Genomic DNA, 14,162 nt, shown 5'->3' with positions numbered 1-14,162 from the left:
AGCAAAGACGCGGGAGTCTCAACATGTTGGGTCTTTTGTTGTGTGCTGCTAATTAATTGCTTTGGCGCTACCCTATTTGTTCTAATCCCTTTACTGCCGACTTTGCGATTCGCAAATTCCTAAAACAATGTGGGTACATGAAATGTATGTACATTTGTCGCACGCCAGCCAGTAAAAGGCTGGGCGCCGCAAGCATTATCTACATTTCACCGGCCCCTGGGCCAAAATCCCTTTTTAAATGAACATCCTGCACATCATCTCCAGCCCGCGCAAGGGGGCTTCGGCCAGCATCCAGCTCGCCACCGGCATCATCGAAAAGCTGCAAGCCGCCAACCCAGGCAGCACCGTGGCGGTGCACGACCTGGCTACCCACCCCTTCCCGCACCTGGAGGAGGCCAAGCTGCAATCCTTCTTCACGCCGGCCGAAAGCCGCACGCCCGAGCAACAGGCTGCCGCCAAGCACTCCGACGATGCCATCCAGGAGATTAAGGACGCCGACGTTATCGTGATTGGGGCCCCGCTCTACAACTTCGGCATCCCCTCGACGCTGAAGGCGTGGGTGGACCACATTGCCCGCGCCGGCATCACATTCCGCTACACCGCCAACGGCCCCGAAGGCCTGATTACCGGCAAGAAAGTGTACGTAGCCATGTCGAGCGGCGGCGTGTACTCCGAAGGCCCGTCGGCCGCCTACGACTTCGTGGCGCCCTACCTCAAGGCCGTGCTCGGCTTCCTGGGCATGACGGACGTGACCGTGGTGCGGGCTGAAGGCCTCGCCGTGCCCGACCTACAAGCCACCGCCGTGCAGAAAGCGCTGGACAGCGTAACGGTGTAACTGCAAGCGGCGCGGTCGGAACTGCTCCGAGCAGCTGCCGAACCGACTTGCACAAAAAAAAGGGGCCCCGCACGGGGCCCCTTTTTTGTATGCTGCGCCGGGCCTGCACCGGCTGCTAAACCTGCGCCGGTCTTGGGCGGCTAGCGCGACTTCGCCTCGCGCCAGCTGAACTCGGGCTCGTAACCGAGCACGCGGCGGGCTTTTTCGATGGAGAGCAGCGTTTCATGCTCGCCCAGCTGCTTCTTCACCGGCACGTTGGGGAGGTAGTTTTTCATCAGCTCGGTGGATGATTTCGACATCACTGTGTCGGCGTTGGCGATGATGAAGGGGTGCATGCCGGTGGCCTCCCACTCGATGGCTTTGCGGACGGCCTGCGAGCCGTCGCGGGCGTCGATGTAGGCCCACATGTTCCACTTGCGCTCCTCGGGGTCGTCGTCGTAGGCCGGGAACTTGGCGTAGTCGGCGGGCTCCATCACGTTGCTGAAGCGCAGGCCGATGAGCTTCATGGCCGGCGTTTGGAGGCAGAACTGGCGGGCCATGTCCTCCATCAGCACCTTGGCCAGGGCGTAGGCACTTTTGGCGCGCAGTGGGTAGTCCTCGTCCACGGGCGCGTAGGGCTCGGCGCCGTCGAAGGGTTCGCCCAGGGTGGTTTCGCTGCTGGCCCAAATGACGTTGTGGATGCCCAGCCGCCGCGCCGCCTCGAACACGTTGTAGGTGCCCATCAGGTTGTTCTGGAACAGGTGCGCGTCGGGGTACTGGCGCGGGGTGGGGAAGGCCGCCAGGTGCACAATGGCGTCGAAGGCCGGGCCAGTGCCCACGCCGGCGTGGATTTCCATGCCCACCGACGACAGTGCGTCCAGGGTTTGGCCAAAATCGGAGAGGTCGGCGATGATGTGCGGGACGCCCTTGGCGGGGGCCACCGTGTCGACCACGAACACGTCGTAGCCGTGGGCTTGCAGATCGGCCACGCAGGCCTTGCCCAGCTTGCCGGTGCCGCCGGTCACGAGTACGCGCTTGGGAACGGATTTTTTGGGGGATTTCATAAAACGGGTTGCTTGGAATGGACGACGGGGCCCCAGGGGCGTCCGCCGGGGCTAGTACGGCCGCCGGGCCTGCCCCGCCGCATTCGCCCCGTAAATTCTCGGTTTGCCAAGCACCTGCCCTCACTTAGGCCACCCGTTGCGCGTCGCTCACGGGCATCCAGTGGTCGTTTTGGCAGGTGGGGCACAGCACTTGGTCGCCCTTGGCCAGGGCTTGCACGTGGCCGCAGCGGCAGCAGGCGTAGGGCCCCGGGGCCTCAATGCGGCGCTGGAGGTGCTGGAACAGCTCGGGCCAGACGGGCAGGCCGGGGCGCACGGGGTCGGTTTCGGGGTAGAAGTACACGCTCAGGTTGCCGGTGGCTTCCATGTAGGCGCGGCGCACTTGGCCCAGGTGCTCTACTTGGTGCTGGCGCAGCTCACCGAACAGCTCCTTCTGGGTGAGGCGCAGGTGGCGAAAGTTTTCCATGCACACCCGGCCGTCCTCCACCAGCAGCAGGGGGGCCCCTTCGAGCCAGTCGCTGAAGCGCGGCGACCATTCGGTGAGGCGGTTGAAAAGCCAATACAGGGCCGGCACCACCGCAAATACCACGGCCACGTGCAGCAGCGGCACGTCGCTGTAAAACATGGCGTCGCCGGCCGCCGAGCCCAGGGCCAGGATGATGCTCAATTCGAAGATGGACAGCTGCCGCACCCCGCGCCGCCCGGTCACGCGCAGGGCCCCCAGCGTGAACAGGTACGTGGCGACGCAGCGAAACGCCACTTCGCCCAAGTACGCCGGCGGAGCGTCGTCCGACCACATAATACGGTGCCAGTCAAAGGATTCGATGGGAGCAGCCAGCAGCATAAAAAGCGGCCGGGGAATAAAGTCCGGCGGCCCATCTACGGTTTTGTGGGCCGCACGGTGGCGTTTAGCCGAGCCAATGGCTCGTTTTATTCACGAAAAACTCATCTGACCCGCTGCTGCCAGCCGGGGCGGGCCAGCGCGTAATTTTGTGGCTCAATCAGTTGCCCCGTTCCATGAAGCCTTTTTTCCTCGCCGCCACCGCGTTGCTATGCGTCGCCGCCGCCCCTGCCCCTACTGCGCCCACGGCCGCGCTGCGAAGCCGCACTTTTTTGCTCACGTGCCGGGCCACGGTGCCCGTGCCCGCCGCCGGCACCAAGGCCCTGGAGGTGTGGATGCCCGTGCCCCACGCCGACAAAAGCCAGGACGTGGCCGACCTGAAAATTGAGTCCCCGGGGCCCTATACCGTCGAGAAAGATGCCTACGGCAACCAAATGCTGCACCTGCGGCCCGCCGCCGTGCCCACCGCGCCGCTGGTGGTCACGCTCACGGCCCGCATCACCCGGCGCGAGCACCTGAACCTGCGCGCCACCGACGACCACGCCCCCGCCGAAACCGAAGCCCGCGACCCCAACCTGGCCCGCTGGCTGGCCCCCGACCGCCTCGTGCCGCTCGACGCCAAAATAAAAGCCCAGGCCCAGGAGGTCGTCGATAAAGCCCACGCCACCACGCCCTTGGCCAAGGCCCGCGCCATCTACGAGCACGTGGTGAGCACCGTAACCTACGACAAAACCGGCCAGGGCTGGGGCCGCGGCGATATCTACTACGCCTGCGACGCGCGGCGCGGCAACTGCACCGATTTTCACGCCATCGTCATCGGCTACTGCCGGGCATTGAACATCCCGGCGCGCTTCAGCATTGGGCTGCCGCTGCCGGCCGGGCACGGCCAGGGCGAAATCAAGGGCTACCACTGCTGGGCCGAGTTCTTCACCAAGGAAACCGGCTGGGTGCCCGTCGATGCCTCCGAAGCCGCCAAAGACCCCAGCAAGCGCGCCTATTTCTTCGGGGCCCACGACGAAAACCGCGTCGAGTTCACCCGCGGCCGCGACCTGACGCTGGTGCCCAAGCAGGCCGGCCCGCCGCTCAACTACTTCGTGTACCCCTACGCCGAGGCCGACGGCCAGCCGCTCGAAGTGGCCCACACCTACACTTTCGAGGACGCGGCGGCCAGGTAAAGCCAACAATTATCGTTTAGGGCCCCGACCCGCGCACCCAGGTGCGCGGGCCGGGGCCCTTGCTTTTGCAGTTTAACGGTGCCGGACTGTACCGCCAAGCTGTGCTTGGCCTTGCCCTGGGGCCCCAAGGGTAATTGGATTCTTCCTAAAAAATCCAGCAGAAGGTATTGTTCAAAGCCCTGGAGCATGGCCAAGCACAGCTTGGCGGTACAGAAATATCTTGGCTTTGCCATGTTGCTGATGGGTTTATAAGTACCTTACCGCCAGTTGTTCCGCCTAAGCCCGGCCGCCATGTTCTTCCGCCTGTACCCGCCCGCCGCGGCCCTGCGGCCCTTCGTGCAGCACTACTTGGTGGCCCACGTGCGCAGCGCCAACGGCCAGCCCATTCCGGCGCCCAAGCCGCAGCCGCCCACGCCGCACCAAAGCTTGTATTTCTACCCGCGCGATGCGATGAGCACCTTTCACTACGGGCAGAACCGCGCAATTCAGTCGCCGCGCAGCATCCTGGTGGGGCCCCAGGTGTCGCGGGTCGATTTGAATTTTGCCGCCGACCACCTCGTGGTGTGCGTGGCCTGCAAGCCCGGCGGGCTGCACCGCCTGCTGGGCGTGCCGGTGAAGGAGTTGTTCGACTTTTCGGTGGACAGCCGCGCTGTGCTGGGCCCCGCCGTGGACGAGGTGGCCGACCGCCTGGCCGAAACCATCGACTACGACCAGATGGTGGCCGTGGTGGAGGCCTATTTGCTGCGCGCCGTCCGCCGCGTTGTGGGCGCCGGGCGGCCGCTCGATGCGCTGCTGCCCCAGCTGCTGAGCGGCTGGGTGGCGCGCCCCGTAGAGCGCCTGGCCCACGAAGTATGCCTGAGCCCGCGGCAGTTCGAGCGCAATTTCTTCGAGCGCGTGGGCATGGGCCCCAAGCTGTACGCCCGCATCGCGCGCTTCGACCAGGCCTTTCGGCTCAAGGAGCAGCAGCCGGCCCTCGACTGGCTGGCCGTGGCCGTGCAAACTGGTTACTACGACTACCGCCACCTGGTGCGCGACTTCAAGGACTTTGCCGGCGTGACGCCCCCGCAGCTGCTGGCCGCCGACGCCGCCCACACCCGGCTGGCCCTGGCCGGCGGCTGAGAATGTCGGTTTTTTACTACTAAGCGGGGCCCCCACGGCCGGAGATTTGTCAGCGAATCAACCGCTTAGCCCCATGAAAACCTTCCTACTAGGCTGCGCCCTCGCGCTGGCCGCCAGCCGCGCCTTCGCCCAACTGCCGGCCGCCGACGAAGCCGCCATCCGCCAAACCGTGGCCCGGATAACCCGGAACTACACCGACCACAAGTTCGCCGACATGGCCGCCTACACCACGCCCGACGTGAGCTGGGTGAACATCGTGGGCATGTGGTGGCGCGGCCGGCCCGCCGTGCAAGCCGCGCACCAGCAAATTTTTGACGCCATGTTCACGGGCGTGGCCTTTGCGCCGGGGCCCCTCACGGTGCGGGCCGTGGCGCCCGGCGTGGCCGTGGCCAATCTCTACTGCCACGTGGGCGCCTTCTACCCGCCCGACGGCGTGAACCACGGCCCGAACAAAGAAGGCGACGCCGACGACTTGCTCACGCTGGTGCTGGTGAAGCAGCAGGGCCGCTGGCTGCTCGCGGCGGGCCAAAACACGGTGGTGCGCGCCGCCGCCGCCGCCAACAACCCGGTGCCCACCGCCGGCCCGGTGCCCTTCGACCCCGCCAAGCTGCCCGATTTGCATTGAGGTTTCATTTGTCAAATAATTAAAAATCAGCAATATGAAATTTGCGCTGATGGTGTTAGCTGGGGCCGCGGCGGGGCTATTGGGCTGCCGCCTGGGGCCCCCGGCTTCCCTGGCCACCGGGGCAGCGCGCCCGGTGGGACCCCCAGCGGCGGTACCGCCGTGGCCCTGGCCCGATTCGCTGGATGCCGTGGTGGCCGCGCCGCAGTTCCATCGCATCCTTTTTGAAAACGACCGGGTGCGGGTGCTGGAAGTGACCGTGGGGCCCCACCAGCGCGAGCCGGTGCACACCCACCGCTGGCCGAGCGTGCTCTACAAAGAGCAAACCGGGAAGGGCCGCTACTATGACGCGGCCGGCCAGCTGCTGCACGAATCGACCACGCCCTACCGCAAGGGCCCCGACCTGGTGCGCGCCCGCTGGCAGGCCCCGAGGGCCCCCACGCCGTCGAAAATACCGACGAGGTAGCCGACCGCTTCATCCGCGTCGAGCTCAAACAGTGAGCGCCGGGGCCCTAAAAAGCGTCGCTCCAGCCAGTAGCTCGGACTACAAAGTCCAAGCTACACCCTGAACAGTCTCATTTAGCAACCACAAAAAGGACGTTCCCGTGCGGAAACGCCCTTTTTGTGGCGGCTCGGGGGACCTACGCGGCGGCCACCGTCGGCGCTTGCAGGGCGGCTACGTCGTCGGCGGTGAGCTGCAAATTCATGGCCTCGGCCAGCTCTGTTACCTGCCCGGGGCTGGTGCCGCTGGCGATGGGCGCCGTGATGCCGGGGGCCTGCATCAGCCAGGCCAGGGCCACCTGGGCCTGGGTGGCCGAGTGGCGGTCGGCTACGGCGTCAAGCGCATTCAGCAGGGCCAGGCCCTTGTCGTTCAGGTACTTCTTGCCGATGCTGGCGCCGCGCTGGCTCTTTTTTAGGTCGGCCTCAGCGCGGTACTTGCCGGTGAGGAAGCCCGAGGCCAGGCCGAAGTAGGGAATTACGCCGATGCCGCTGGCTTGCACGATGGACAGGTCGTCGTGCTCGAAGGTTTCGCGGTCGTAGAGGTTGTACTCGGGCTGGAGGCTCTCGTAGCGGGGCAGGCCATTTTTGGCCGCATCCAGGGCGGCTTGCAGGCGGGCGGGCTTAAAGTTGGAGGCCCCGATGGCGCGGATTTTTCCTTCCTTCAGCAGCTCGGCGTAAGCTTCGAGGGGCTCCGCCACGGGCAGGCTCTCGTCGTCCTTGTGGCTCTGGTAGAGGTCAATGTAGTCGGTTTGGAGGCGTTGGAGCGAGGCTTCCACGGCGCGCTTGATGTAGGCTTTCGACAGGCCTTTTTTGTCGGGGCCCAGCTCCATGCCCACTTTGGTAAAAATCAGCACGTCGTCGCGGCGGCCGCGCTGGGCCAGCCACTTGCCAATCACCGTTTCCGACTGCCCGCCGCCCGCGTGGCCGGGGGCCCAGGCCGAGTACACGTCGGCCGTGTCGATGGTGTTGCCGCCGCCCGCCACGAAGGCGTCGAGCACGGCGAAGGAGGTTTTTTCGTCGGCCGTCCAGCCGAATACGTTGCCGCCCAGCACGAGCGGGGCGATGTGCAGGCCGGAGTGGCCCAGTTCACGAGGGTTTGCCATTGGAGAATAAAATTGAGATAAAGAAGCAAAAGCTGCCAGTGCAGCCCCCGTATAAACTCCCAAAAACCGGTTTGGGTTGGCGGCCCGGCCCGGAGCCGGCCCGGCCGTGGGGGCGGGGCCCCGGGGCTGGGGGCATGAATTTTCCCCACCTTTGGGCCATGGAGTACGAGGCCCTGCGCGCGTTTCGCAGCCGCAATTTTCGCTTGTTTTTCGGCGGCCAGGCCCTGTCGTTGCTGGGCACCTGGATGCAGAAAACGGCGGTGAGCTGGGTGGTGTACGCCGAGACGCATTCCAAACTCATGCTGGGCGTGAGCGTGTTCGCCACGCTGTTCCCGTCGGCGCTGTTCTCGCTGCTGGGCGGCGTCGTGTCCGACCGCTACTCGCGCTACCGGGTGCTGCTGCTCACGCAGGTGCTGTCGATGGTGCAGGCCGGGCTGCTGGCGCTGGCCGTGTTTTGGCAGCACCACGCGGTGGCGGCCATCATTGGGCTGAGCGCCGCGCTGGGCATCATCAACGCCTTCGACGTGCCCGCCCGGCAGTCGCTGGTGTACGATTTGGTGGACGACAAGCAGGACGTGCCCAACGCGGTGGCCCTCAACTCCACCATGCTCAACCTCTCGAAGCTGCTGGGGCCGGCCGTGGCGGGCTTCGCCATCGAGCAGCTGGGGGCCGCCGCCTGCTTCGGCCTCAACGCGCTCAGCTTCGTGGCCGTCATCGGGTCGCTGCTGGCCCTGCGGCTGCCCGCCCACGTGGCCCGGCCGCACCCCCAGGCCCTGCTAAGCGAGCTGGCCGCGGGCTTCCGCTACGTGCGCGACACGCCCGGCATCCGGTTCATCATCGGGGCCCTGGGGCTGATGGCGTTGCTGGTGTTGCCCTTCACGGCCCTCGTGCCGGTCTACGCCAAGGACGTTTTCCGGGGCACGGCCACCACGTTTGGCCTGCTCGACGGGGCCATTGGGCTGGGCGGGTTTGGGGCGGCGCTGTACCTGACGTCGCTGGCCCCAACCACGGACTTGAGCCGGGTAATGACCGTCAACACCTTCGTGCTGGGCGTGGGCCTGCTGCTGTTTGCCTACACGCCGTGGTACTGGCCAGCGCTGGCCTTTCTGGCGGTGGGCGCGTTCGGCATGATGGCCCAGACCACCATCAACGTAACGCTGCTGCAAACCACCGTGTTGCCGGCCATGCGCGGGCGCGTCATCAGCCTCTACGTGCTCGTGTACACCACGGCGCTGCCGCTGGGCAGCCTGCTGGTGGGCGCGGCCTCGGAGCGCATCGGCGTGCGGGCCACCGTGCTGGCCGAGGGGGCCCTGGCGCTGCTCATTGGCCTGCTGTACCTGCGCAACTTGCGTCAAACCCAGGCCGCCGCCGTGCTGCTGGCCGCGGGTGGCTCCTGAGTTTTTAGTTGCTTGTTGTCAGTTGTTCGGCGGTACGCATGACGTTCTTATTGGTTGCATCAACTTTATAATCAGCGTTGTAGGCTGGCTAACAACTGATAACGAGCAACTGACAACTAAAAGATCAGCTACTGCGCCGGTTCGTTCAGCGCCTGCAGCAGCCCTTGCAGCTCCTGGTTGAGCAAGCGCACGGCCGCTTGCAACTCGTTGAGCATGTTGGCGCGCACGGTGAGCTGGTCGGCTGAGTACTGGCCGCCCGCGCCGAAGAGCAGCGCCACCAACTGCTTGCCTTTCGGCGAGTTGGGTTGGGCGAGCTGGCCGTAGCGTTCCCAGCGGCGGCGGGTGTTGTGGGCCAGGCTCGTCTGGCCGCCGTTGCTAAAAGCGGGCTCGGTGAGCAGGTACCACACGCTGGGCGGAAACACGTCGGACGCTGGTTTTTCGGCCCATACGTCGGCCAGCAGGTTGCGCGGGTGCGTGAACTCGGTCGCGTGGCCGCCGGTCAGCGTTAGTAGCCCCAGGCCCGCCGCCAGCAGGCCCCCGCCGATGCCAAAGGCGTACTGGGCCCCTTTGTTGTCGATAACAGTGGTGCCGATGCCGCTGGCCGCCCCGATGCTGATGGACAGCACGTTGAGGCGCTGGGTGCGGCGGTCGTCCTGGGCCTTGAGGTAGCCGGCCGCCTGGTCGGCACGCTCGCCTTCGCAGTCCAGCTCGGCAGCCACGCTCGCCACTGTGGTGCTCACCAGCGCCACTTGGTCCCCGATGAGCTGGCGCTGGCGCAGCACGGCCACCTCGGTGGCAAGCCCGGGCTGCTGGCGGGCGGTGGCCTCCAGGCTCAGCAAAGTGGTGAGGGCAGGCAATAGGCCGGCGGCGTTGGCCGTGAGTAAGTTGCGGCGCGGGTAACGGGCCAGCAGCGCCGGCGTGAGGGCCCCCGCCAGGTCGGCCCGCGGCGCAAACGCCGGGTCGTAGCGGTAGGGCAGAGGCGGGTCGCAGTAGCCAGCGGCCACGTTCAGGCGGCTGGGCGGGCGGGTGGTGCAGCCGGCCAGGGCCAACAGCAGGGCCAGGAAATAAAATTTGGGCATTGCGGGCAATTCAAACGCAGGATTTGCCCGCAAATAACGCCGCCGCGCTTATGCCTCGTATAGTTCCAACGGCAGCCCGTCGGGGTCGGCGAAGAAAGTGAAGCGGCGGTTCGTGAACTCGTCCACCCGGATGGGCTCGTAGGCCACGCCGTGGGCCGCGAGCCGTTGCGTGGCCTCGTTCAAGTCGGCTACGGCGAAAGCTAAGTGGCGCAGGCCCTGGGCCTCGGGCCGGCTGGGGCGCGGCGGCGGGCTCGGGAAAGAAAACAGCTCGATGACGTACTGGCCGTTCACCGCCAGGTCGAGCTTGTAGGATGCGCGTTCAATGCGGTGCACCTCGCGGATGATTTCGAGGCCCAGCACCTCGGTGTAGAACGCCTTCGACGCGGCGTAATCCGAGCAGATGATGGCGATGTGGTGGACGCCCGCCAGGGCCAGGGGTTGGGAAGTCGTCGTCATGGGCGCAAAGAAGGTACTTAGAAATTCGTCTCTAGTCCTGCTCATCTGGCGTCCGCGCAGCCGAAGCATCTCTGCTGTGGCAGTAATTATGGTTAGTCAGTGGTAGCGATGCTTCGACTGCGCGGACGCCAGATGAACAGGACGTTCTACGGGAATGTAAATAGTTGAGCAGGTTCAAAGAAAGGCGAAACAGGGGCCCCGGCCTCAGCCCGCTACCCAGCCGGTTTTTTCCTGCACGGGGCCGCGCTTGCCCCCCGAGCCCGGCGTGCGCACGTAGCCCAGGTTGAAAAGCCCCGCAGCTTATCGTCGGGGCCCAGACCGAAAAATGGCCTTGGCCGCCTCGGTGTACGCGACGCCGCCGCTGCTCCAAAAACTGCCGAGGCCGTAGGCGTGGGCCGAGAGCGCCAGGTTTTGCACGGCGCAGGCCAGGGCTTCCACTTCCGCAATCTCGGGCAGATTTTGGTCCATGCGCTTCATGCCGATGGCGATGACGTGCGAGCACTGCGCGGCATAGCCCGCGGCTTAGCGTACTTGTCCGCGTCGAACTTGGGCCCCGCAGTTTATGGGTGCACATTCGCTTGAAAATTAGCCAGGAGTTGCGGATCCGCGCCCGTGAACACGGGGGAGCGCCAGGGCGCGGTGCGCTTGTGGCTGGGGGCCCAGTTGGCGTTTTCAAGCAGCTGCCAGATGAGGTCGTCGGGGGTGGTTTTGCCGGACTCAAATTGCGGCACAAACGCGCTGCCCCGGGTGCGGATGAGGTGGTTGACCTGCTGAGGGTCGCGAAGTTAAGACCTGCAGGAGAGGGGAAAAGCCGGGTACGCCGCCACGGCGGCGTACGAACTGCGAAAGACTGTTTTGCTTGGCGCCGCGCTGCAACGGTGGCTGGGGCCCCCGGTTTTTCGGCGCGGCCGAAAATAGCGGCGGGCCGCACAACCATTTTTTGGCCCCGGCCGCTACTTTTGGCAGTGATGTTTTCGCTCTAGTTCTTTTTCATGAAAAAACTTTCCTTTACTAAGTTCCTGGCCGCGGCCCTGCTGCTCGGCATGGCTACGGCCCAGGCCCAGCCCACCCGGCCCACCCCCCCGCCGCCACCCCCAGCGCCCGCGCCAGTCAGCCGGATTCCGCTGCCGCAGCCCCCGGCCAACCTGCCGCCCTACAACGCGCGCGCGCTCTTCTCGCCCGACTACCTGAACCAGGTGGGGCCCGCCACGCGCACGGCCGGCGGCCAGCCCGCGGCCACCTACTGGCAAAACGCGGCCGACTACCAAATTGCCGCCTCGCTCGACGAGAAAGCGGCCCGCGTGAGCGCCACGGTCGCCATCACCTACACCAACAACAGCCCCGACGCGCTGCCCTTCGTGTGGCTGCAACTCGACCAAAACCTGTTTCGGGGCGACTCGCGCGGGTCGGCCGTGACGCCCGTGGCCGGCGGGCGCTTCGGCAACGGTGGCGCGCGCAACGGCAACTCGGCGCGCAACTTCCCGGGCGGCGACTCGCTGCAAACGGTCAGCATTGAGCTGCACGGCAAGAAGGTGAAGGCCAACTACCGCGTTAGCGACACGCGGATGCAGATTATTTTGCCCGAGGCCATGAAGCCGCACGGCGACAAGCTCAAAATCAACATCGCCTACGGCTTCAACATCCCCGAGTACGGGTCTGACCGCCTGGGTCGCCTCCCAACCAAGAACGGCGAGATTTTCGAGGTGGCGCAGTGGTACCCGCGCATGGCCGTGTACGACGACGTGGAGGGCTGGAACACGCTGCCCTACCTGACGGCCGAGTTTTACTTGGAGTACGGCAACTTCGACTACACCCTCAACGTGCCGGCCAACTTCCTGGTGGGCGGCTCGGGCGAGCTGGTGAACGGCGCCGAGGTGCTCACCAGCGCCCAGCAGCGCCGCCTGGCGCAGGCCGCCACTTCCGATAAAACCGTGATTGTGCGGGGCCCCGAAGAGGTGACGCAGACCGGCTCGCGCCCCGGCGGCAAAAACGGCCGCCTCACGTGGCATTTCAAGTGCCAGCGGGCGCGCGACGTGGCCTGGGCCGCGTCGGCCGCCTTCGCCTGGGACGCCGCCAAGATGAACCTGCCCAGCGGCCGTAAGTCGCTGGCCATGTCGCTGTACCCCGCCGAAGCCGCCGGTGACACGGCCTGGAGCCGCAGCACCGAGTACGTGAAAAAGAGCATCGAATTCAACTCCAAGCAGTGGTACGAGTACACCTACCCCGTGGCCACCAACGTGGCCGGCATCGTGGGCGGCATGGAGTACCCCGGCATCGTGTTCTGCGGCGCGAAAGCGAAGAAAGGTAGCCTGTGGGGCGTGACCGACCACGAGTTCGGCCACAACTGGTTCCCGATGATCGTGGGCTCGAACGAGCGCAAATACCCGTGGATGGACGAGGGGTTCAATACCTTTATCAACATCTTGTCCACCAAGGACTTCAACAGCGGCGAGTACAAGGCCCTGGCCGACCAGGAGGGCCGCGCTTCGCTGGGCATCCTCTACAGCCTGCTGGCCCCCGACGCCGACGTGCCCTACACCGTACCCGACGTGACGCAGGCCCGCAACCTGGGCTTTGCCGCCTACAGCAAAACCGGCTACGGCCTGTACTTGCTGCGCCAGGAAATTCTGGGCCCCGAGCGGTTCGACTACGCCTTCCGCACCTACATCCAGCGCTGGGCCTTTAAGCACCCCACGCCGCGCGACTTTTTCCGGACCATGAACAACGTGGCCGGCGAGGATTTGAACTGGTTTTACCACGAGTGGTTCTTCGAGAACTGGCTGCTCGACCAAGCCGTGACCACCGTAACCTACGTGAACCAGGACCCCGCCAAGGGGGCCCTCATCACGATTGAAAACAAGGGCCAGGCCGCCATGCCCGTCACGGCCGAGGTGAAGGAAACCAACGGCAAAACCACCACCGTACACCTGCCCGTCGAGATCTGGCAGCGCGGCGGCACCTGGACGTTCCGCTACAACTCCACCACGCCCCTCACGCAGGTGACGCTGAACTCCACCAACATTATGCCCGACGTGAACCGCGCCAACAACACCTGGCGCGCCCAAACGCTGACGGAATAAAGCGCTAAGCCGGGCCAGCCAATGCCGAATTGCTAGCTTAATTGGTTAAAAAAATCAAAAAGGCAAGTCAAACATCCTAGATGTCTGGCTTGCCTTTTTAAATTTTAGCTGATTATCAATTATATCATGTTTGAAAAATAAAATATTTAGTAATAATTACTCATAATATTAGTAATGATTGTAGTATTGGACCCAGAGAACAATTCTCTGCGGGCCAGCGGTGGTTGCTAGCAGCGAGCCAGTTGCTGGAAGCCAAGAGGACCCGAAGTTTTCACCCTTTTCTTCTTGTCAGTTACAGGCCAGCTACACACCTACCTCAATTTCGCGGGCAACTGCCGCGAGGCCATGACCTTTTACCAGCAGTGCCTGGGCGGTCAGCTCAACTTGATAACGCACGGGGATTCGCCCATGGCCGACCAACTGCCCGAGGCGGCCCGGAAATCCATTTTACACGCAAACCTGGTGAACGGTCCGCTGACGCTACTGGCCTCGGATGGGATGGGCGAAGTGACCAATGGCAACTCCGTAAACCTCTCGCTTGATTGCGTCAGCGAAGCGGAAATCGATGAGCTCTTCCCCAAATTAGCGGCGGATGGCCAGGTTACAATGCCGCTGGGCGACCAGTTCTGGGGCGTGAAGTTTGGAATGCTCACCGACAAGTTCGGCATCCACTGGCTGCTGAACTACGACCGGCCCAAGGCCTAGCGGGCCGAACCTCGGCCTTGCTCCAAAACACGGGTGCCCGGCACCCGCCCTGGGCGGCGGCAACCCGGTTGCCTGCTTTCCTTTTTAGCGTTGAGAAGTAGGGCAATAAGAATGGCCGCGCCCGGTTCCGCGCCCCGGACCAAGCGCCGGCCGTGCCGTCCGGCTCCCCAAAGGCATCGGTGGCTGCCAGGGGCCGGTAGCGGAGGCGA

The 14,162-nt window shown here is 64.8% G+C and carries 15 protein-coding genes; 8 read left to right on the top strand and 7 right to left on the bottom strand.

What is annotated here, in order from left to right; genetic code table 11:
* The first annotated feature begins 238 nt into the window (after positions 1-238).
* Positions 239-835 carry an FMN-dependent NADH-azoreductase gene (locus AXW84_RS15455; RefSeq protein WP_068235095.1) on the top strand — a complete coding sequence of 199 codons (597 nt, stop codon included), beginning with the start codon at positions 239-241 and terminating at the stop codon, positions 833-835.
* Positions 836-975: 140 nt separating this feature from the next.
* On the opposite strand, the gene AXW84_RS15450 is transcribed toward AXW84_RS15455, so the two are convergent.
* Both AXW84_RS15450 and AXW84_RS15445 read right to left on the bottom strand, forming a co-directional pair.
* The gene (locus AXW84_RS15450) at positions 976-1,878 is read right to left on the bottom strand and encodes an NAD-dependent epimerase/dehydratase family protein (RefSeq protein ID WP_068235092.1); all 903 of its coding nucleotides are present in this window, start codon (positions 1,876-1,878) and stop codon (positions 976-978) included.
* Between the two features lie 124 nt (positions 1,879-2,002).
* Positions 2,003-2,719, bottom strand: coding sequence for a DUF421 domain-containing protein (locus tag AXW84_RS15445; protein WP_068235086.1), 717 nt, complete (start codon positions 2,717-2,719; stop codon positions 2,003-2,005).
* A gap of 173 nt (positions 2,720-2,892) precedes the next feature.
* Here AXW84_RS15445 and AXW84_RS15440 point away from each other — a divergent pair, with 173 nt between their 5' ends.
* The 4 genes from AXW84_RS15440 (at position 2,893) to AXW84_RS15420 (ending at position 6,098) form a co-directional block, all read left to right on the top strand.
* Positions 2,893-3,891 carry a transglutaminase-like domain-containing protein gene (locus tag AXW84_RS15440; protein ID WP_068235077.1) on the top strand — a complete coding sequence of 333 codons (999 nt, stop codon included), beginning with the start codon at positions 2,893-2,895 and terminating at the stop codon, positions 3,889-3,891.
* A 291-nt stretch (positions 3,892-4,182) separates the two neighbouring features.
* Positions 4,183-5,010 (top strand): AraC family transcriptional regulator, encoded by an 828-nt coding sequence (locus AXW84_RS15430; RefSeq protein WP_071892763.1) that lies wholly within the window; start codon positions 4,183-4,185, stop codon positions 5,008-5,010.
* A gap of 73 nt (positions 5,011-5,083) precedes the next feature.
* Positions 5,084-5,635: an SgcJ/EcaC family oxidoreductase gene (locus AXW84_RS15425; protein WP_068235061.1), complete on the top strand. Its 552-nt coding sequence runs from the start codon at positions 5,084-5,086 to the stop codon at positions 5,633-5,635.
* A gap of 34 nt (positions 5,636-5,669) precedes the next feature.
* A complete protein-coding gene (locus AXW84_RS15420; protein ID WP_068235057.1) occupies positions 5,670-6,098 on the top strand; it encodes a hypothetical protein in 429 nt (142 codons plus the stop codon).
* A gap of 175 nt (positions 6,099-6,273) precedes the next feature.
* On the opposite strand, the gene AXW84_RS15415 is transcribed toward AXW84_RS15420, so the two are convergent.
* Positions 6,274-7,236: an aldo/keto reductase gene (locus tag AXW84_RS15415; protein ID WP_068235054.1), complete on the bottom strand. Its 963-nt coding sequence runs from the start codon at positions 7,234-7,236 to the stop codon at positions 6,274-6,276.
* A gap of 134 nt (positions 7,237-7,370) precedes the next feature.
* On the opposite strand from AXW84_RS15415, the gene AXW84_RS15410 reads away from it, so the two are divergent.
* Positions 7,371-8,633: an MFS transporter gene (locus tag AXW84_RS15410; protein WP_157887064.1), complete on the top strand. Its 1,263-nt coding sequence runs from the start codon at positions 7,371-7,373 to the stop codon at positions 8,631-8,633.
* Positions 8,634-8,761: 128 nt separating this feature from the next.
* Here AXW84_RS15410 and AXW84_RS15405 read toward each other — a convergent pair whose 3' ends face one another.
* The 4 genes from AXW84_RS15405 to AXW84_RS25080 form a co-directional block, all read right to left on the bottom strand.
* Positions 8,762-9,712 (bottom strand): hypothetical protein, encoded by a 951-nt coding sequence (locus tag AXW84_RS15405; protein WP_068235048.1) that lies wholly within the window; start codon positions 9,710-9,712, stop codon positions 8,762-8,764.
* A 48-nt stretch (positions 9,713-9,760) separates the two neighbouring features.
* On the bottom strand, positions 9,761-10,168 hold the full coding sequence (gene gloA2, locus AXW84_RS15400; protein ID WP_068235045.1) for an SMU1112c/YaeR family gloxylase I-like metalloprotein: 408 nt from the start codon (positions 10,166-10,168) through the stop codon (positions 9,761-9,763).
* A 300-nt stretch (positions 10,169-10,468) separates the two neighbouring features.
* Positions 10,469-10,645, bottom strand: a complete 177-nt coding sequence (locus tag AXW84_RS25085; RefSeq protein WP_157887063.1) for a hypothetical protein — start codon at positions 10,643-10,645, stop codon at positions 10,469-10,471.
* A gap of 83 nt (positions 10,646-10,728) precedes the next feature.
* A complete protein-coding gene (locus tag AXW84_RS25080; protein ID WP_157887062.1) occupies positions 10,729-10,899 on the bottom strand; it encodes a hypothetical protein in 171 nt (56 codons plus the stop codon).
* A 261-nt stretch (positions 10,900-11,160) separates the two neighbouring features.
* On the opposite strand from AXW84_RS25080, the gene AXW84_RS15395 reads away from it, so the two are divergent.
* Together AXW84_RS15395 and AXW84_RS15390 are read left to right on the top strand one after the other, a co-directional pair.
* A complete protein-coding gene (locus AXW84_RS15395) occupies positions 11,161-13,248 on the top strand; it encodes a M1 family metallopeptidase (protein ID WP_236943142.1) in 2,088 nt (695 codons plus the stop codon).
* A 285-nt stretch (positions 13,249-13,533) separates the two neighbouring features.
* Complete coding sequence (locus AXW84_RS15390; RefSeq protein ID WP_071891396.1) at positions 13,534-13,953, top strand: VOC family protein; 420 nt, start codon at positions 13,534-13,536, stop codon at positions 13,951-13,953.
* Positions 13,954-14,162 lie beyond the last annotated feature (209 nt).

The organism is Hymenobacter sp. PAMC 26628 (assembly GCF_001562275.1).
Lineage (GTDB): Bacteria > Bacteroidota > Bacteroidia > Cytophagales > Hymenobacteraceae > Hymenobacter.
This window is presented reverse-complemented; position numbering and strand designations above follow the sequence as displayed.

Coding starts and splice junctions, on each gene's coding strand:
- AXW84_RS15455 (WP_068235095.1), top strand. CDS start 239: ATGAACATCCTGCACATCATCTCCAGCCCGCGCAAGGGGGCTTCGGCC.
- AXW84_RS15450 (WP_068235092.1), bottom strand. CDS start 1,878: ATGAAATCCCCCAAAAAATCCGTTCCCAAGCGCGTACTCGTGACCGGC.
- AXW84_RS15445 (WP_068235086.1), bottom strand. CDS start 2,719: ATGCTGCTGGCTGCTCCCATCGAATCCTTTGACTGGCACCGTATTATG.
- AXW84_RS15440 (WP_068235077.1), top strand. CDS start 2,893: ATGAAGCCTTTTTTCCTCGCCGCCACCGCGTTGCTATGCGTCGCCGCC.
- AXW84_RS15430 (WP_071892763.1), top strand. CDS start 4,183: ATGTTCTTCCGCCTGTACCCGCCCGCCGCGGCCCTGCGGCCCTTCGTG.
- AXW84_RS15425 (WP_068235061.1), top strand. CDS start 5,084: ATGAAAACCTTCCTACTAGGCTGCGCCCTCGCGCTGGCCGCCAGCCGC.
- AXW84_RS15420 (WP_068235057.1), top strand. CDS start 5,670: ATGAAATTTGCGCTGATGGTGTTAGCTGGGGCCGCGGCGGGGCTATTG.
- AXW84_RS15415 (WP_068235054.1), bottom strand. CDS start 7,236: ATGGCAAACCCTCGTGAACTGGGCCACTCCGGCCTGCACATCGCCCCG.
- AXW84_RS15410 (WP_157887064.1), top strand. CDS start 7,371: ATGAATTTTCCCCACCTTTGGGCCATGGAGTACGAGGCCCTGCGCGCG.
- AXW84_RS15405 (WP_068235048.1), bottom strand. CDS start 9,712: ATGCCCAAATTTTATTTCCTGGCCCTGCTGTTGGCCCTGGCCGGCTGC.
- gloA2 (WP_068235045.1), bottom strand. CDS start 10,168: ATGACGACGACTTCCCAACCCCTGGCCCTGGCGGGCGTCCACCACATC.
- AXW84_RS25085 (WP_157887063.1), bottom strand. CDS start 10,645: ATGAAGCGCATGGACCAAAATCTGCCCGAGATTGCGGAAGTGGAAGCC.
- AXW84_RS15395 (WP_236943142.1), top strand. CDS start 11,161: ATGAAAAAACTTTCCTTTACTAAGTTCCTGGCCGCGGCCCTGCTGCTC.